This window comes from Pseudogemmobacter sonorensis (genome assembly GCF_042762395.1).
Classification (GTDB): Bacteria; Pseudomonadota; Alphaproteobacteria; order Rhodobacterales; family Rhodobacteraceae; genus Pseudogemmobacter; species Pseudogemmobacter sonorensis.
On record NZ_JBEFZE010000007.1, the window covers coordinates 26,275 to 43,524 of the forward strand.

General features: G+C 65.2%; 23 protein-coding genes. 12 read left to right on the plus strand and 11 right to left on the minus strand.

All coding sequences use genetic code 11. From position 1 onward, the window contains the following. Positions 1-10 precede the first annotated feature (10 nt). The 6 genes from ABNX41_RS07530 to ABNX41_RS07555 form a co-directional block, all read right to left on the minus strand. Entirely contained in the window at positions 11-517 is a 507-nt protein-coding gene (locus ABNX41_RS07530) for a hypothetical protein (protein ID WP_438669112.1), read from the minus strand. Further along, positions 517-1,269, minus strand: coding sequence for a hypothetical protein (locus tag ABNX41_RS07535; RefSeq protein WP_438669113.1), 753 nt, complete (start codon positions 1,267-1,269; stop codon positions 517-519). Before ABNX41_RS07535 ends, ABNX41_RS07530 begins: the two co-directional genes overlap by 1 nt. Further along, complete coding sequence (locus tag ABNX41_RS07540; RefSeq protein ID WP_438669114.1) at positions 1,269-2,060, minus strand: Rha family transcriptional regulator; 792 nt, start codon at positions 2,058-2,060, stop codon at positions 1,269-1,271. The genes ABNX41_RS07535 and ABNX41_RS07540 overlap by 1 nt, the downstream gene beginning before the upstream one ends. Continuing rightward, a complete protein-coding gene (locus tag ABNX41_RS07545; RefSeq protein WP_438669115.1) occupies positions 2,057-2,527 on the minus strand; it encodes a hypothetical protein in 471 nt (156 codons plus the stop codon). The genes ABNX41_RS07540 and ABNX41_RS07545 overlap by 4 nt, the downstream gene beginning before the upstream one ends. Continuing rightward, positions 2,524-2,940, minus strand: a complete 417-nt coding sequence (locus ABNX41_RS07550; RefSeq protein WP_438669116.1) for a hypothetical protein — start codon at positions 2,938-2,940, stop codon at positions 2,524-2,526. The genes ABNX41_RS07545 and ABNX41_RS07550 overlap by 4 nt, the downstream gene beginning before the upstream one ends. A gap of 72 nt (positions 2,941-3,012) precedes the next feature. Further along, positions 3,013-3,183, minus strand: coding sequence for an Arc family DNA-binding protein (locus tag ABNX41_RS07555; protein WP_438669117.1), 171 nt, complete (start codon positions 3,181-3,183; stop codon positions 3,013-3,015). An 81-nt stretch (positions 3,184-3,264) separates the two neighbouring features. Between ABNX41_RS07555 and ABNX41_RS07560 the strand changes: the two genes are divergently transcribed. After that, on the plus strand, positions 3,265-3,813 hold the full coding sequence (locus ABNX41_RS07560) for an Arc family DNA-binding protein (RefSeq protein ID WP_438669118.1): 549 nt from the start codon (positions 3,265-3,267) through the stop codon (positions 3,811-3,813). A gap of 19 nt (positions 3,814-3,832) precedes the next feature. Here the strand turns inward: ABNX41_RS07560 and ABNX41_RS07565 are convergent, their stop codons facing one another. From ABNX41_RS07565 to ABNX41_RS07585, 5 genes are all read right to left on the minus strand, one after another. Next, on the minus strand, positions 3,833-4,132 hold the full coding sequence (locus ABNX41_RS07565; RefSeq protein ID WP_438669119.1) for a HigA family addiction module antitoxin: 300 nt from the start codon (positions 4,130-4,132) through the stop codon (positions 3,833-3,835). A gap of 81 nt (positions 4,133-4,213) precedes the next feature. Then, on the minus strand, positions 4,214-4,507 hold the full coding sequence (locus ABNX41_RS07570) for an addiction module antidote protein (RefSeq protein WP_438669120.1): 294 nt from the start codon (positions 4,505-4,507) through the stop codon (positions 4,214-4,216). Further along, positions 4,508-4,798: a type II toxin-antitoxin system RelE/ParE family toxin gene (locus ABNX41_RS07575; protein WP_438669121.1), complete on the minus strand. Its 291-nt coding sequence runs from the start codon at positions 4,796-4,798 to the stop codon at positions 4,508-4,510. A gap of 250 nt (positions 4,799-5,048) precedes the next feature. Beyond that, positions 5,049-5,393, minus strand: coding sequence for a hypothetical protein (locus tag ABNX41_RS07580; protein WP_438669122.1), 345 nt, complete (start codon positions 5,391-5,393; stop codon positions 5,049-5,051). Next, positions 5,390-5,680, minus strand: coding sequence for a hypothetical protein (locus ABNX41_RS07585; protein WP_438669123.1), 291 nt, complete (start codon positions 5,678-5,680; stop codon positions 5,390-5,392). The genes ABNX41_RS07580 and ABNX41_RS07585 overlap by 4 nt, the downstream gene beginning before the upstream one ends. 240 nt (positions 5,681-5,920) lie before the next feature. Between ABNX41_RS07585 and ABNX41_RS07590 the strand changes: the two genes are divergently transcribed. From ABNX41_RS07590 to prfA, 11 genes are all read left to right on the plus strand, one after another. After that, the gene (locus tag ABNX41_RS07590; protein WP_438669124.1) at positions 5,921-6,892 is read left to right on the plus strand and encodes a hypothetical protein; all 972 of its coding nucleotides are present in this window, start codon (positions 5,921-5,923) and stop codon (positions 6,890-6,892) included. A 73-nt stretch (positions 6,893-6,965) separates the two neighbouring features. Continuing rightward, a complete protein-coding gene (locus ABNX41_RS07595; RefSeq protein ID WP_438669125.1) occupies positions 6,966-10,064 on the plus strand; it encodes a hypothetical protein in 3,099 nt (1,032 codons plus the stop codon). Then, entirely contained in the window at positions 10,061-10,183 is a 123-nt protein-coding gene (locus ABNX41_RS07600) for a hypothetical protein (RefSeq protein ID WP_438669126.1), read from the plus strand. Before ABNX41_RS07595 ends, ABNX41_RS07600 begins: the two co-directional genes overlap by 4 nt. Continuing rightward, the gene (locus ABNX41_RS07605) at positions 10,180-10,539 is read left to right on the plus strand and encodes a hypothetical protein (protein WP_438669127.1); all 360 of its coding nucleotides are present in this window, start codon (positions 10,180-10,182) and stop codon (positions 10,537-10,539) included. The genes ABNX41_RS07600 and ABNX41_RS07605 overlap by 4 nt, the downstream gene beginning before the upstream one ends. An 84-nt stretch (positions 10,540-10,623) precedes the next feature. Next, positions 10,624-11,127: an N-acetylmuramoyl-L-alanine amidase gene (locus ABNX41_RS07610; protein ID WP_438669128.1), complete on the plus strand. Its 504-nt coding sequence runs from the start codon at positions 10,624-10,626 to the stop codon at positions 11,125-11,127. Then, positions 11,124-11,399, plus strand: a complete 276-nt coding sequence (locus tag ABNX41_RS07615) for a hypothetical protein (RefSeq protein ID WP_438669129.1) — start codon at positions 11,124-11,126, stop codon at positions 11,397-11,399. The genes ABNX41_RS07610 and ABNX41_RS07615 overlap by 4 nt, the downstream gene beginning before the upstream one ends. Before the next feature lie 926 nt (positions 11,400-12,325). Beyond that, on the plus strand, positions 12,326-13,492 hold the full coding sequence (locus ABNX41_RS07620) for a M20 aminoacylase family protein (RefSeq protein ID WP_438669130.1): 1,167 nt from the start codon (positions 12,326-12,328) through the stop codon (positions 13,490-13,492). Positions 13,493-13,604: 112 nt separating this feature from the next. Further along, on the plus strand, positions 13,605-14,030 hold the full coding sequence (locus tag ABNX41_RS07625) for a DUF6636 domain-containing protein (RefSeq protein WP_438669131.1): 426 nt from the start codon (positions 13,605-13,607) through the stop codon (positions 14,028-14,030). A gap of 193 nt (positions 14,031-14,223) precedes the next feature. Next, positions 14,224-15,198: an agmatinase gene (speB, locus tag ABNX41_RS07630; RefSeq protein WP_438669132.1), complete on the plus strand. Its 975-nt coding sequence runs from the start codon at positions 14,224-14,226 to the stop codon at positions 15,196-15,198. After that, entirely contained in the window at positions 15,195-16,148 is a 954-nt protein-coding gene (locus ABNX41_RS07635) for a hypothetical protein (protein ID WP_438669133.1), read from the plus strand. Before speB ends, ABNX41_RS07635 begins: the two co-directional genes overlap by 4 nt. A 31-nt stretch (positions 16,149-16,179) precedes the next feature. Next, a complete protein-coding gene (gene prfA, locus ABNX41_RS07640) occupies positions 16,180-17,235 on the plus strand; it encodes a peptide chain release factor 1 (protein WP_438669134.1) in 1,056 nt (351 codons plus the stop codon). The last annotated feature ends 15 nt before the right edge of the window (positions 17,236-17,250 follow it).

Here is a 17,250-nt window from a genome sequence, read left to right on the forward strand (position 1 = left end):
CGGTCGCGCGCTAAGCCGCGTCCGCCCCACCGGCGATATCCAGTGCGCCGACGATTTCTTCTATTGAGCCCACACTGATTCCAGAAGCTTCGGAAATGCCGCGATACCTTGCCAGCCAAGACCGCAGAGCCTGGGCGCCTTGCCGAAGCAACTCGGCCGCCAAATCTGGGTCGTTCGGATCGAACGGAACATATCCTCCACCTTGTCTCCGGCCATCTACAGGAGAAACCATTGCCGGAAACTCCCTGAACGAAACCCTCATCGGAGCCGCCGCCATCGGTATCTCCTGCACCTTGGCCGTGATGCGCAGCCCGTTTGCCATCTGCCGCGCCATCGCAACGCGGTGTTCTCGTGCGGCGGCTGCATCGTCCATTCCGAAGAACCACGGGAACGCCTCATGGTCGGGCTGGCCTTCGAGCCAGTCAATGAACTCGGCCGGATTGAAAAGATTGCGGCCCGTGGCGCCGAGATAGCCATCTATGATCGCTTGCCGCTCTTTCATCGGGAAGCCAGCCATTATGCCGACCTCCGCGCGCGTTCCTCGCCCAGCATCGCCATCAGATCTGCCGTCTCCTGATCCGCAAATTCGGGAATCGCCATCGCCGCTTCCTGAATGGCGCGATCCTCAGCCGTGATCTCGTCCCAGACCCCTTGCCAGTCGCCTAGATCCTCCCCGGCGACAGCGAATGTGCCGAAGCTGCCTTTTCCTTTTTCCTGCCGGAAGTCTCCGATCCCGCAGACAACGCCTGCGTTTGCCAGCAGCGACACGACCGAATGCAAGCTCAGCGTCGGGGTGACGAATGCGATTTGAACTTCGGCACACCATCTGGGCAGGTAAGCGCGAGTCCTGATATCGGGCGTTCTCGCCATGTCCGCGCTGCGAACCACATCGCATTTCAACATCGGCTTGCCCCAGACGCTGATCTTGTCCTGCGGCAGAAAGATCAGGCGCTGGACGCTGGTCTTCGTCACGCCGGGCGTTTCCAGGGCTGCCGTTGCCATCGCGCCCTTCACACCCGGAGCAGGAAAGCCCAAGAGAGTCCGGCCGTATGGCAGGCGATAAATGCTGTCGCGGAACTCCTGTTCGGGATCATGCTTCAGTTCGCGTTTTTCAGCTGCAGTTTTCCTGCCGCCGCCGAGAAGCAGTGTGCGCTTGGTCTTTGCGCTCATTGCATTGAAATATAGTGGCTTTGTTCCGATGATGCGAAGATTGATCCGGCCTTGTTTCAGGGTGTCGATGTGCAGGGAGGTTTCAGTCTTGCTCGCCATCAGAACCGCTCCCCCACCACATAGAGAACAGGACGGACCAACTTTGCCAGGGCGGCGAGTCCTTTCGGCGTCACGCGAACCTGTTCCGTGATTTTCTCGGAGCCATCCGCGCGTAACACGGTCGTGGTCTTGTGTTCCAGCAGGCCCTGATTGCACTTCGTCTGGAAGCCGAGCCATGTTTGACTGTTCGCCCGCTTGTAGATCCAGCCGTTGTGCGACAGCCAGTCGAACAGGTCTTTCGGGCGGATGCCGAGGTTTTTCGCCGCCTCGGTGATGTTGAGCGAGCCATCGGCCTTGGTCAGGCGTTCGTGCGCGGCGACATCCTCCTGCATGGCGTCAGCCTTAGCCTCGGCAACTGCGGCGCGCTGTTCAGCCTCGATGCGCTTGCTGGCGTGTTCTGTGAGAAGCTGGACCAGAAGAACCGGGTCGTTCAGGTCGATGGTCGCCGCCTGACGCTCGGACCGCAGGCGTTCCTCCATCGCGTTGAAGGCGGCGAGGAACTTGATCTTCCAGTCCATAGCCTTCTTGCCGGTGAAGCCCATGACCAGCAGCGAATATCCGTCGCGGGTCATTTCATACATCTGGTAGGTCTGGCCGTTCTGGGCATCGACATAGGGGGTCTGCGCAAAATTGCGCATACCCCAATCCGGGTTGCTTTCGACCAGATCGCGGATCGCGCGCAGCACGTCCCGATGGTTCTTCTCGAACTTCTCCGCGATGATGCGGCTGCTGGTCCGAAGGTTGGCGCCAACCAGGGCGCCCAGGTCACGGGAGACGGTGTGCATGTTCATGCCAGTGCCTCGGTGTTGTCCCAGAAGGGAATTTCGTTCCTGCCGCTGGCGGCGCGATAGATTGCTGCGATCAGCTTTTCGTTTTGCTGTTCGACCGTCTCAGCGAGGCCTTCGCAGTGACTGCCATCCACCGCCTCGTTGAGATCCCACATGACGGTAGCGAGCGCAGCGATCCCGGCCATGCTGGTTGGGGTCATTTCGAGCACCGCCCGGAATGCGGCGTTTTCCCTGGCCTCGGCCGCCTTGCTCTCAGGCATGTCCCAGTTGCCGTTGCCCGGCGGGTCGGCATGGCGATACCATTCCTTCCGAGCGGCAACCCATTCCCGGAATAGTGGCAGTATGGGGTCGCTCTCCCCCTTGGTCTTGGCGGAAGAGGCCCCGGCATCAACCAGCGCGCCGAAGCTGAAGGCGGGGATGGCGCCGAAAAGGCGGCGGCGATTCGTGGAGGCGTTGGAGTACGTGTTCATATCTCGCTCCCCGTCAGCGCACGCGCCTCGATCCAGAGAGCGCCGGTTTCCCAGGCAGAGAAGATGCCGCCACGGCAGGTGTCCACGATCACCTTGGCTGCAAAATCGGCGGCGCAGGTGCAGGGCAATGCCATCATCTCATCTTCGATCTCGCCGGAGTAGCAGGACAGCCGCTCCACCTCTTCATCCCCGGATTTCCCGGTGGAAGCAGAGATGCAGATCTTCGTCGCGTCCATGATGGCACAGTGCTGGCGGAACAGCCGGAGGATGGGCGTATCGACCCCTTGCGCCGCGACTGGCAACGCTCCTGCGACGACAAGGGCGGCGCCGGTGGCGGGGAGGCCGAGAAGAAACCCGCGGCGATCGGGGTCTTCCGGTTTTGCTGACATGGTGATATGTTTGGCCTCAGCCATTGCTTTTTCCTCGTAGGGATTGCTGGTTAAGGCCGCGTTTGGTGTTACAGCACCGGCGCGGCCGCTTTCATTTTAGGATGTGCTTTCGAGCCGCACCCCCTTGATCCGCATGGCCACCTCGATGGCGGCAAGAATTTCAGCGTTCATAGAACGATGCGACTTCTTGGCCTCGACCTTGATCGCATCACGCCAGCCGTCCGGCAGCCGCATCATGAACTTGTCTTCGATTCGTCTGTTCTGCATGGCTCCCTCTATTATGGCCTAAGGCCAATATGGCAGAAGGCCAACATTGATGCAATCTGGATTATGGCCTATTGCCGCACAATGGCCCAGGAAAGCGAAAGCAGATCCCTCGACAAGGTTATCGTCCGCCTCCCAGACGGGATGCGGGACCGGATCAAGGCTGCGGCTGAGGGCAACAACCGCTCGATGAATGCGGAGATTGTCGCCCGGCTTGATGGCAGTTTTACGCAATCCCCAGAAGAGTTTGTGGGTGAGGCGGCTGTGAAGATTCAGGCGGGGCTGGACGCGCTGAAGGAACAGGCCGACCACTTTCAGCGGACCATGACGCTGGCGCAAGAGGAGAACCGCCGATTTAGGGATGCCTACGCCAAGGCAATGAGATTCCTGCTCGACAACATGGAAACCCTGCCGCGCCCTCTGGTGGAGGCAACAATAGGCACGATAATCCCTGAGGCGTTCGAAACCGAGGGGGGAGCCGGGAGCCAGCCCGCGCCGTTCGCAACCTTCCACGAGTCTCCACCCTTCGTCGTTGAGGAAATCCTGCCACATGCCGGGCAGGGCGAGAGGGGTGCTACCCAGCGGGTCGATCGCGTAAAGAGGGTCCAGACGAAGCCTAAGGGTGGGCCGTAGGCTGATGGCCCGGACGCGGTTATTCGGCGGCGAACAGGGTCGGGACGCCGGAGACATCCACTGCACGGGCGGCATGCCATGCGTCATAGGCGCCCTGCATGCGAACCCAGGCCAGCGGGGCGCCGCCGAACATCTTGGCAAGCCGGACGGCAACCTCGGGGCTGACCGGCTTTTTCTCGGCCATGATGTCGTAGAGATGCTGGCGGGAAATGCCGAGCAGGGTGGCAATCTCGGTCTTCGGCTTCCCGATGGCAGGGATGATGTCTTCCCGAAGCATCGCGCCGGGGTGGGAAGGGCAGCGGTCTGGGTTGCGGGTCATCTGAGCCTCCTAGTGGTATTGCTCGAAGTCGAAACCATTGCCAACGGCGGCAAGCGCCACATCGAGGTGCATCTGCGCGGGTTACTCGGCCGGTATCGCTGAGGCCTCAAGCCGGATGTTCAGCGCCTTCGTCACGCCCAGCAGGGTGGAAAGCGTAGGGTTACCGGTCGGCGAGAGCGCTTTGTAAAGCGCCTCCCGGCTCAGGCCCGCGTCACGGGCAACCTGCGACATGCCACGGGCGCGAACGATCACGCCCAGGGCATGGGCGATGTATCCCGCATCCCCGGTTTCCAGGGCATCGCGGAACAGTTCAGCCTGCGCTTCGGGGCTGCCAAGGTATTCGGCGGCGTCGAATGGTGTGGTTTCGATGGGCATTCAGACCTCCTTTGCCATGGCAATGGCCTTCTTGATGTCCCGCTTCTGCGATGATTTGTCCCCACCGCACAGCAGAATGACGATGACCGCCTCACGGCGGCAGAAGTAGAGACGGTAGCCCGGCCCGTAGTCGATGCGCAGCTCTCCGATACCATCGAAGTATTTGGCATCCCCGAACAAACCGGCTTCCAGCCGGACGATCCGAAGCGCGATCTTCTCCATGGCACGCTGATCGCGGAGACCAGTCAGCCAGTTGTGAAACTCGGAGGTTTTGCGGACTTCGTTCGGCATGTGTAGTTTATAGTTATCACGGGGCGGGTTGTCAACTATGAGCTACAGTCGCATTACTCGTCATCAGGTGCAGAACGCATAACCATGTCGAGGGATCTGCTTTCGCCTTCCTGGGCCATTGTTCGGCGATAGGCCATAACAGAGGGAGCCATGCAGAATAGACGGATCGAGGATTGGGTTCAGGAGCAAATCGACTGGCAGGCCGAGGAGGCCTCGCGCCCCGATCCTCGCTGACCACCTTCGCCCAATCCTACTCGCCTGGGGAAGCTGGCGAAGCTTGCGCTGTGGATTCCGCCTTCGGCGTAAGGGTGATATTGTATTGGCTGGTGAGGATTTGCCATCCGGTCCAGAGGAGACCGATTACGATCACTCCTCCGCCGACCGTCCAGATCGCGCGCATGATCTTGCGCTCAAGGCTACCGAGTCGCGTATCCATCCCGCCAACTGACCCCTTAAGGTCGCGCATGTCTTCACGAAGATCGTTAAGCGATTTCATGATCCATTGCTCCGCGCCGACGCCTCCGCCGCGCGGCCGATCATCCGGCGCGGGCGATGATACCTCGGGATCAGATGTGGGGATGTCTGGATTGTTCATTCCAGGTCCCTCATGTTGCCAAACCACTCCCAAACGGTGCTTGAAGCATAGCCCGCGTGTTGTTCGACCTTGGTGACAAGATAGTTGCCCAAGCTGCCATCGCGCACCCCAAGCTCTATAGCGAGATCGCGGGTCACGGTCGGCCTCGTTGTTGCAACAAGGTAGCAGTCGCGCCCAAGATCGAACCATTGACCAGGATAGATCTGCTCAAGATTCTCTTTCAGCGTCTTCCGTTGCTCCGGCGTCTGCTCATTTTTTAGCTTTGTTAGCAGGTAGATAGCCGCCATATCTCTTGTCATCCCCGGTCCGATGTGTGGGACCTGTCTTCGATCACACCTTCAACGTCAAGATGGGCAATGTCGAGAAAAATTCATGGCTCGGCGCTGCACATACTGTTTCAAGGTCATGAGACCCAAATAGGTTCCTCTGCTAGGTCCACCTTCGCCGCACCTCCCCCCGCGCGCCTGCGATAGTCCGCTGCACAAGGCGGGCGCCACGCCCGCGCTCATTGGAACGGGGGCTTGCCAGTGCCGATCAATCCGGTTTCCGGCCTTTTTGCCCGCCTGTGGCATTTCGTGGATCGTTTCGCGCCGAGCGAGACCATCAACCGCGAAGACCTCGATGCGGCATTGGACGATTTCACGCCCGCGATCAATGCCGCGCTTGAGGGCCGGGCGGCGGCTGAAGCCGCCGCAGCATTGGCGCAGGGTTATGCCACCAAGGCCTCGTATGCGGGCGCGCAGGCCGGGAGCGCCGCGGGCGCGGCAGCCAGCGCCGCGGCGGCAGCGGAGCATATCGCCGCCGCGGCGCTGGCGGCATCGGAGGCACGGAACTATCGCGATCAGGCCTATGACGCGGTGGAGGAGGCCGAGCGGGTCAAGATCGGGGTGACGGCTGGCGATCCGGGTGTGGTGGTCAAGGTCAGCGACGACGAATGGAGCACCCGGCAGATCGAGGGGGGCAGCCGGATCAGCGTCACCAACGGCAATGGGGTGGACAGCGAAACCGGCATCGTTGTCGCGCTCGAAGAATCCGCCCGGTCTCAGGATGCCGCGACGTGGCGCGCGGGCGAGGGCGCGGTTGAAAGCCTCATTTCGCCGGTGAAGGCCAGGGCGGCCGTCCGTGCGGCCATGAACGCGGGCGAAACCCCGGGTCCGCTTTTCGCTTGCCGGGCATGGGTTCTGTTCGACGGAACCACAGCCGTCCCGACGATCCTCGGATCAGGGAATGTCGCTGCCGTGACGCGCAATGGGGTGGGGGACTACACCATTGCCTTCATCGGGGCGATGCCGAGCGCGAACTATTCGATCATCGCCACGGCGGCAAAGCCTGCGGCCAGTCCCGGCAGCGCTTGGTCCTATCATGCGCAGCCGAGATCCCCCGGAGATATCGCTGCGGGATCCCTGCGGATCGTGAGCGGATACGTCAGTGGCACGGCAGACGGGGGATACAACGCCATCGCAAATCTCGAACGGATTTCGGTGGCGATCTTCCACTGATCGCGCCTCGCCGCACCGCTGAAAGGGGGTGGGCTAGGGTTCTGTCGGCGGCAGTGCGAGACAGGATGACCAGATGCCCATCAACCCGGAAACCGGACGCTTCGAGCGCATCTATCGGTTGACCGACCAGTTTTCTGCCCGTGACCACATCAACCGGGAAGATCTCGACGTCTCGCTTGATGACCTTGTGAACGGCATCAATGCCACCTTCGACTATGGCTCGCACCTGATCGGGGAATGGCCGGCCCTGGTCGATTTTCCGACCAAGCGGCCGGATCTGACGCCAATCCGCGCGCGGGACACCTGGCGCGTCTCCGTCGCTGGCATCGTGGACGGGGTGTCCTTTTCGGTGGGAGACTATCTGATTGCGCTCGTGGATCGACCGGGCGCCACCTATGCCGGAAACTGGATTGTGAGAGGCAGCGGGGGCCCGCCCGGTCCCTCGGCCTACGAGGTCGCGGTGGCGCAGGGCTTCTTGGGAACCGAGGCGGAATGGCTGGCCAGCCTGGAAGGCGAGCCGGGCCCGCCGGGCGATGGCACGCCGCTGGATTTCGAAAGCCGCGAGGACTGGAAGGCGGCCGAGATCCCGGTCTTGGCGCAGAAGGCGAATTTCATCTCGGGCGGGATCCTGTGCGAGGTGGTGCGCGAAAGCGGCGCGGCCGAGTTCGAGGATGCCCCCGGATGGGCGCCGTCCGGCCGGGTGACGCCGCAGCACTTCGGCTGGAAACCCGGCGCGGGGCCCAGCGAGGCGGCGGCGATACAGGCGGCCATCGACCATGCCTCGCGCGCGCCGCTCGGCAGCCGTCGCGGCGGATGCGTGTATTTCCCGCCCGCGATCTATCGGCCGAACAACCTGGTGCTGAAGTCGCGGGTGAAGCTACAGGGCGACGGCCCGGGCGCCTCGATCATCCGGGGCGCGGCGGGATCGAGCGGCATCCTGCTGCTGATCCCGGCCAATGCGGATCTGATCGGCTGGGAGGGGCTGACCTTCGACGGCGCGCATGGCGAGGCCAGCTACAGCAGCGTGATCGAGTTCGAGGCGCAGGCGGGCAATACCGGCGGCGCCTTCCAGCCCTATCGCGCGAACAAGGAAGACAACGACGCCGGGCTGACCAAGGTCAAGCATTGCGTGGCCTATGGCTTTTATGTCGGCCGGTCGAGCGGCGACGGGATCCGGCTCAACCATTCCAGCTACCAGGTGTTTTTCGATAACTTCGTGGCCTCCTACAATCAGGGGCACGGGATGTATGTCGAAAGCTCGGACTGCATCTTCTCGAATTTCTACCTCGACATGAACTTCAAGTCGGGCCTCTACGCCTCGGGGTCGAACAACAAATATGCAAACGGCAAGGCGATCTGGTCGGGCCGGGGCGACAACACCTGGGGCAACATCTACCTCCACGGCAGCACGCACCAGTTCGTCAACGTCGAGGCTCAGGACGGTTTCACCCATGGCTGGTCGATCGGCGGCACCGGACACAAGTTCCGCAACTGCACGGGCAATTCGAACGGCATCAAGAGCTTCGCCGAACAGGATGCGTCCAGCGAGGTCCATTACAACTTCCTCTTCCGGGCCGGAGCCTCGGGCCTCGATTTCGAAGGTCGCAGCTACGATTACAAGACGGCGGTCGGCACGGATGGCAAGTGGCGGGCCCAGGCGGCCTATCATGTCGAGGGCTATGGCCTGGGGACTTTCACCCGGTTCGTCATGGATCGGGACAGCAAGGTCAATGCCGCACCCAACATCCGGGTCGGCGGCGACCGGCATCAGGATTATACATTCTGGGCCCAGGAGGATTTCCTCGATATCGACAAGGGCCAGGAAAATCCCACCGGCACGCATACGGTGCGGTTCTGGCGCCAAAGCCCCGGCACCCTGGCGGGCACCAATGTCGATTTCATGGTGCCCGGGACCGCGAATGTTCGGCATCGCGTGGGCAGCGGTGGCGTTACTTTCTTCGGTGACAATTCCGGCGATGTGCTGATCGGTGACACCGCAACCGGCGGGGCGTGGAACACGGCAAAGCTGCGGCTTGGCCCGCATCGCTTCTGGATGGACGGCTCCGGCCAGTTGCGCACCAAGAGCGGGTCGAACCCGGCCAATGCGTCGGACGGAACGCTGGTCGGCGGCGGTGGAGGTGGTGGCGGCACCGGACCCGCCGGTCCCTCGGCCTACGAGGTCGCGGTGGCGAACGGCTTCATCGGCGACGAAGAGGAGTGGCTGGAAAGCCTCGTGGGACCGCAGGGACCGGCGGGAACGCCAGGCTCCGGGGCGGGCCCGACCGGCCAGGCCCTGCTGAACCAGATCGTGCTACTCGGGGACAGCCTGTCCTCTCCGGCCCCGAATGCGGCGGCCTGGTCGAGCGCCACCGGCTTTCCGGTGGTCAACCTGGGGGTGGGCGGGCAGCGGTCGCGGCAGATCAGTTCGCGGATCGGCGGCTATGTCTACGGCGTCACGATCCAGAATGACCAGATCATCGAAGGTCTCAACGTGGTGACGGCCTTCGACGGCGCGGCACCGTCCGATATCAATGGCCCGAACTCGACGCCCTCCGACACCGAATTGCAGATCATCCGGGGCTCCATCGGATCGGTGACAGGCCGACTGCGGCGCCAGGACGTGGCGACCTTCCGCTTCATCCCCGACGAAGGCCAGGTGCTGCCCGTGCGCTGCCCCCCCGGCACCCCCTTCATTCGCGAGGCGGTGCAGGTGGAGGCGCTGCATCGTTCGATCATGATCATCCATCTGGGCCGCAACGAGGTGAACTGGGCGAACCAGAGCTTGGTGCTCGATTCGATCGCGCCGGTTGTCGAGCGCATGGCTGAACGGGGCAATGGCCGCTTCGTCGTGATCCCGCCGCCCAACGGCAACTACGCGACAGAGCGGCGCACCGCCACGGATGCATCGCGCTACCTGCAACTGCTGGACCTAGAGCAGGCGATCCAGAAACGGTGGCCGCAGAACACGTTCAACGCCCGCCGCTGGCTGATCGACAATGCGCTATCTGTGATGGGCATCACGCCAACCGCGCAAGACCTGATCGATATCAACGATGACACGGTGCCCGCCTCGCTGCGGTCGGACAACGTGCATTGGCTGAGCACGGTCTATGCGCCGATGGTGACGGCGATCATCGCGGCCATCTTCACGCCGCGCGGATGGCTGACATGACCCATCCCCGCATCCTGACCCCGCGCGAGATCGCGGCCATCGACCGGCAGGCCATCACGACGCGCTACCCCGACGACTGGACGCCGGTGCCGGTGCGCGCACCCAAGGAAAGATCATGAGCGACAGCACCCCCGGGCTAATTCACAACCTCCTGCTATGGGCCTCGGTCGCGCTTGTCTGGCTCGGAGGGGAGACCGGCCGCGTCCTGGTCGCGGCGGGGCTGGGCGGCCTGATCCGCTGGCTTTCCTCGGCCCGCAGGCGGCTGCGCGACGGGGTTTTCGCTGTGATCGGCGGCGCGGTGTCCGGCACCTATCTGTGGCCCGGCGTGCTGTGGGCCCTGCGCATGGATCACACGCCCGACAGCATCGCCATGGCGGCCTTCGTCGCCGGGACGCTGGGCATGAGCTTCGTCAAGGTCCTGGCGGCCGTGGTCGAGGCCCGCGCCCAGAAGAGCATTGGAGGCGGTGATGCGTGATTGCCTGCGCCGCGTGCTGAAGGAAGAGGCCCGGACATGGGTCGCCGTCGCCATCGTGCTGCTGATTTATCTGGGGGTGAAATCATGGATCTGAGCCGCAATCGTCAATCGCCGCCGTCCGAGCCCCGGACCCGCGTGACCCAGGGGGCGGCGGGCCATCCGATCACCGAGGTCTGCCTGCACACCTCGGCCACCACCGCGCGCTGGTGGCAAGGCAAGACGGCCGCGCAGATGCGGGACGAAATCCGCCGCTGGCATATGGCCGCCCCCCTGAAATGGCGCGACATCGGCTATCACTTCGTCGTCGCCCCCGATGGCACCTGGGCCAACGGCCGGGCGCTTTCCGTGATCGGCGCGGGCGTGGCGGGGCGCAACCAGGGCGTGGTGCATATCTGTATGGTGCCGATCACGGATGTTCTGCGGATCAGCCGGTTCGACGACTGGTATACTCGCGCGCAGCGCGACAGCGTGAAGGCCCTGATCCGCGACATCCGAGCCAAGACGGACCTCGCCCGGGTCACCGGCCACAACCAGTTCGCGAACAAGCTGTGCCCCGGCTTCCGGGTGGTCTCCGAGGATTGGCTGTGACGCGCGCCGTCGCCATACTGGCCCTGATCGCCACCGCCGTCGCCGCCGTGCAGACCTGGCGCGTGGAGCGGACCCAGGCGCGCGCCGAGGCGGCCGAGGCCATGGTCTCGGCCTATGAGGAGGCCGCGCGGATGCGCCGCGATCAGGACGCGCGGCAGGCCGCCCTGCGCGCCGAAGCCCAGGCCATGGATCACGAGCTTGCACAAGGGGAGGGGGCCGATGCGCCGCTTAGCGATTATCTGTCTGGTGCTGCTGGCCGCCTGTGGCCCTGAGGCCCCCGCCATCGCCCTCCTGGACCTCGATCCCTGCCCGGGCTGGACGGGCCCGAGGCCGGGCACCGAAGGCCAGTTTGCCCGGGCGGCAGCGGCCGAAAAGGCCGGGCGGCTTTGCGCGAATGAGAAGCTGGAGACGGTGCGGGCGGCGGTTGGTGGGCGACCGTGACCAATTCGGCTGCAACGGGGGCATCGGTAGACTAACGAAGCGTTCCTTGGTTCACTGAACTGCCGAGAACCCGAACAGATGGTGAAAACGCCGATTAGGGCTCACATAAAAAGCGTTCCTTTGCTGAGATTATCGCATTTTGCGCCGCACACGCTTCGTTCACATCGAAGATGTCAGCGGTTCAAATCCGTTATCGCCCACCATCATTGCCTTGAAAAGCCCTGGATTTTTCCGGGGCTTTTCCTTTGGGCCCGCCTGGTCTGGCGTTGCGGGGTCTGGGGTTGTGGGGCCGGGCGATTCAGGGGCCTGGCGGTCCGAGGGCCTGGCGGTGCCGTGGCGAAAGCGCATCTGGATGCGGGCGGGCGCGGTCTTGGTCGGGGCAGGGGGCGGCCCCGGGGTGCGCCTGGACGCTGCTTCGAGGCGCATTGGTCGACCGTGGACGCGGGGGCAAATCCATTGCGGGATCCCACCGCCGGATTATCATTCACCGCTCACCGCTCACCGCTCACCGCTCACCGCTCACTGCTCACCGCTCACCGCGTCGTCGCCCCCCGCCACCGTGTCCTTACCGCCAGATCACCGTTCCCAGATTTCCGCCCCCAGATTTCCGCCCATGCCGCCCGCCATGGCCACAGCGTCAAGACCGGCCGCCCCGACCCCGCCCCTCCGGCGAAGGGTCATTGCGAAGCGGCGGATTTTCGGCTTTGACGAAAGCTGGACCCAGGGGCGCGCGCGCCCGCTCGCAAGGAAGCCCGCCATGCCCGCCCTCAACCGGATCGCCGCCTTTGCCGAAGACATGAAGGCCTGGCGCCGACATCTGCACCGCTATCCCGAACTCTCGTTCGACTGCCATGAGACCGCCGCCTTCATCGCCGCGCGCCTGCGCGAGATCGGCGTGGACGAGATCCACGAGGGCATCGCCAGCACCGGGATCGTGGCGCTGATCGACGGGCAGGGAGAGGGGCCGGTGATCGGGCTGCGGGCCGACATGGACGCGCTGGCGATCACCGAGACCACGGGGGCAGAGCATGCCAGCACGCGCCCGGGCCTGATGCATGCCTGCGGCCACGACGGCCATGTGACCATGCTTCTGGGCGCCGCGCGCTATCTGGCAGAGACGCGCAACTTCTCGGGCCGGGTGGCGCTGATCTTCCAGCCGGCCGAGGAAGAGGGCGGCGGCGGCGAGGCCATGGTGCGCGAGGGCATCATGGACCGCTTCGCCATCTCGCGCGTTTTCGGCATCCACAATGCGCCCAATGTGCCGCTTGGCCATTTCCAGACCACGCCGGGGCCGATCATGGCCTCGGTCGACACCGCCTCGGTCCGGGTCACCGGCAAGGGCGGCCATGGCGCGACGCCGCATGAATGCACCGATCCGGTGGTCGCCATCGTCGCCATGGTGCAGGCGATCCAGACCATCGTGGCGCGCAATGTCAGGGCCCTGGACGAGGCGGTGGTCTCGGTCACCATGATCCACACCGGATCGGCCAGCAACATCATCCCCGAGGACGGCACTTTCGCCGCCACCATCCGCTGCTTCAAGCCCGACCTGCGCGCGCTTCTGAAGCGGCGCATCCACGAGATCGTCGCGGGCACCGCCGCCGCCTTCGGGGTCGCGGCCGAGGTGGATTACGAATGGGGCTATCCCGCCACCATCAACGACGAGGCCGAGACCGCCTTCGCGGCCTCGGTCGCGGCCGAGATCTCGGGGCCCGGGGCGGTGGTGGCCGATGCGCCGCGCGAGATGGGCAGCGAGGATTTTTCCTACATGCTGGAGGCGCGGCCGGGCGCCTATCTGTTCCTCGGCACCGGGCCGGGGGCGGGGCTGCACCACCCGGCCTTCGACTTCAACGACGAGGCCGCGCCCCTTGGGGCGAGCTTCTTCGCCCGCCTGGTCGAGCGCGCCCAGCCTCCGCGCGGCTGACCGGTTTCCGTTGACGCCGCCGGTCCGGCTGTGAGAGCCTGCGCAGGTCGCCCCGGTCGCTGGTTGCATCGGTTTCCTCTTTTCACGCCTTCCTCAATGAGAGGACACAGCCATGGAGCGTAGCAGGGTTCTTCTGGCCATCATTGCCGGGGTGGGGGTCGGTATCGCCTCGCCCGCTCTGGCGGAATATATCAGCTTCCGCTCGCCTACGGGGAACATCTCCTGCGAGATCGTGTCGGACGATCTGGGCGGATATGCGCGCTGCGACTTGCGGGAGTTGACGATGTCCTTCCCGCAGGCACCCGCCGATTGCGATGCCGATTGGGGGGCTTATTTCGCGGTGCGCGAGGGTGGGGGCAAGGGCAGGCCGATCTGCGTGGGCGATGCCGTCTACAACGGCAATGCCATCGTCCTGGGATATGGCCAGTCGATTTCCCTGGGCGGGGTCACCTGCATATCGGAGCGCAGCGGCATGACCTGCACGAACCGGCAGGGGCACGGATTCACCGTTGCCCGCGCAAGCCAGCGGGTGTATTGACCTCACCCCGGCCGCGTGGCGTTTGATAGATCGGGGCGGAGGCTGCCAGGCCGTTCCGGTCCCGGTCCATACGTCTCCGACGCCATGATCCGGGGCAGGGGACCGGCGCGCCCGGGCCGGTTGTCCGGCACAGGCAATGCCAGCCCCGGGTCCCCGCAAGAACGACATCGCGCCCTTTCGCACGGAAGATCCCATGGCCCTTGAGGATGCCAAGACCGAGGTGGACACCGCCTTCACCCGCAAGAGCCTGCGCGGCCTTGCCTATGAGAACGCCTTCGGCGGCGCCACCTCCTTTCTGCGCCGCCGCTATACCAAGGACCTGACCGGCGTCGATCTGGCGGTGACGGGCGTGGCCTTCGACCAGGCGGTGACCCATCGCGCCGGTGCCCGCTTCGGCCCCCGCGCGATCCGCGAGGCGTCGAGCCTTCAGCCCTATGATCCGCCCTTCGGCTGGCCGACCAGCCCGCTGGAGGACCTCGACATCGTCGATTACGGCGATCTGGCCTTCGATTACGCCCGGGTCGCCGATTTCCCGCAGGCGCTGACCGACCATATCAGGGGCATCCTTGCCGCCGGGGCGGGGACGCTGGTGCTGGGGGGCGATCACTATATCACCCTGCCGATCCTGCGGGCCCATGCCGAGAAACACGGCCCCCTCTCGGTGATCCAGTTCGACGCCCATTCCGACCTCTGGCCCGATGACGACATGGGCCGCATCGACCACGGCACGATGATGTTCAAGGCGGTGCGGCAGGGCTATGTCGATCCGCGGCGCTCGGTCCAGATCGGCATCCGCACCGTGACCGAGGATTACCTCGGCATGAACGTGATCGACGCGCGAGAGCTGCATGAGAAGGGCCCGGCCCATGTCGCGGCGCGGGCGCGGCAGATCGTGGGCGACCATCCCACCTATCTGACCTTCGACATCGACGCGCTGGACCCGGCCTTCGCCCCCGGCACCGGCACGCCGGTCTGGGGCGGGCTGGCAAGCTGGCAGGCGGCGGCGATCCTGCGCGACCTGGCCGGGATCGACCTGGTCGGCGGCGATGTGGTCGAGGTCTCGCCCCCCTACGACACCACCGGCGCCACCGCGATCGCGGGTGCCCATGTCGCGCATGAGATCCTGTGCCTTTACCACTGGGCGAAGACGCGGCGCGGCGCGGCATGAGCGCGAAGGGCATGGACGGGGAATGGCAGTTGGTGCTGATCTGCTGGGGCACGAAATACGGCCCCGCCGAGATCAACGCCCAGATCCGCGCCGCGCGGGCGGGCGCCCATCCGCCCGCCCGGGTGGTCCTGATAACCGACCGCCCGCGCGAGGGGCTGGCCCCGATGGTCGAGGCCCGCGCCTTTCCGCCCGAATATCTGGCGCCCGAGCTGATCCGGGGCGGCTGCCAGGCAAAGCTCGCGATGTTCGACCGGCGCGTGCTGCCCGCGGATCTGCCCGCGATCTTCGTCGATCTCGACACCGTGGTGATGGGCGATCTGTCGCGCCTGCTTTCGGCCTGCCGCGCCCCGCAGGAGATCGCGCTTCTGCAAAGCGCGATCCTGCCCTTCGGGGCCCTCGCCCGGCTCGTCTGCCGACTCAGCGGCGGCAGGCGCTATGCGCGCGGCAATTCCTCGGTCGTGGTCTGGCATCCGGCGCATTGCGGCTTCGTCGCCGAGCGGTTCTGGCAGGAGATGGCACGCCATCCCGGCTTCGGCATCAAGCCGCTGCGCGCCGACGAGCGCTTCATAAGCTGGGTCGCCCAGCCGGTGATGCGGGCGGTGCCGCGCGGGCTGGCGGTCAAGTTCCCGACCGAATTCATGTTCCCCTGGCTGTGGTTCGGCCGGGCTTATGGCGCGCTGCCCTGGGTCCGGGCGCGGCGCGAGGGGCTGGTCGCGATCACGCTGCCGGGGGAAGAGGTCAAGGCCGAGGTGCTGCTTTCGCTGCCCGAAGGCGCGGTGGTCGTCGACCGCAAGGGCCGCAGGATGGAATGGTCCGACCGCTATCTGGGCCCGGTGCGGCAGCGGCTGCTGTCGCGGCTGCGCGCGGATCTGGCGCCAGAGGATTCGGGACGGGTGGATCAGGGGCGGGCGGATCTGCCCGGGGCGGAAGGGCAGGGCGAGGGGGCTTGACCCCGCGCCCTGCCCTTGCCAAACCCGCGCCATGGTCCCCTTGGAAAAACTCGCCCAGATCACCCAGCGTTTCGGCTTTGTCGAGGCGCGGCTGAACGCGGGCCCCGGCGCCTCGGAAATCGCCGCGCTGTCGCGCGAATATGCCGAGCTGAAGCCGCTGGCCGAGCGGATCGAGGCCTATCGCCGCGCGCTTTCCGATCTGGACGAGGCCGGGGCGATGCGCGCCGATCCCGAGATGAAGGCGCTGGCCGAGGAAGAGATCGCCCGGTTGAAGGCCGCGCTGCCGGATATGGAACATGCGCTGCGGCTGGCGCTTCTGCCCAAGGACGCCGCCGACGCCCGCCCCGCGATCCTTGAGATCCGCCCCGGCACCGGGGGCGAGGAGGCCAGCCTCTTCGCCGCCGATCTGGCGCGGATGTATCAGCGCCATGCCGAAGCCCGGGGCTGGCGCTTCGAGGTGCTGGAGGAGCAGCTTTCCGATCTGGGCGGTATCCGCGAATTCACCGCCCGCATCTCGGGCGAGGGGGTCTATGCGCGGCTGAAATACGAATCCGGCGTCCATCGCGTGCAGCGCGTCCCCGAGACCGAGGCGGGCGGGCGCATCCACACCTCGGCCGCGACCGTGGCGGTGCTGCCGGAGGCCGAGGAGGTCGATATCGACATCCCCGCCGGGGACCTGCGCATCGACACGATGCGGTCCTCGGGGGCGGGTGGCCAGCATGTGAACACCACCGATTCGGCGGTGCGGATCACCCATCTGCCGACCGGGCTGGTCGTCACCTCGTCGGAAAAGTCCCAGCACCAGAACCGCGCCAATGCCATGGCGGTGCTGCGCGCGCGGCTTTTCGAGATGGAGCGCGACCGGCTCGACCATGCCCGCGCCGCCGAGCGCAAGGCCCAGGTCGGCTCGGGCGACAGGTCCGAACGCATCCGCACCTATAATTTCCCCCAGGGCCGCATGACCGATCACCGCATCAACCTGACGCTTTACGCGCTGGCGCAGGTGATGGCTGGCGGTCTGGACGAGATCATCGACGCGCTGACCGCCCATGACCAGGCGGCGCGGCTGGCGGAGATGGAGGCGTGAGCTTGCCGCCGGAGC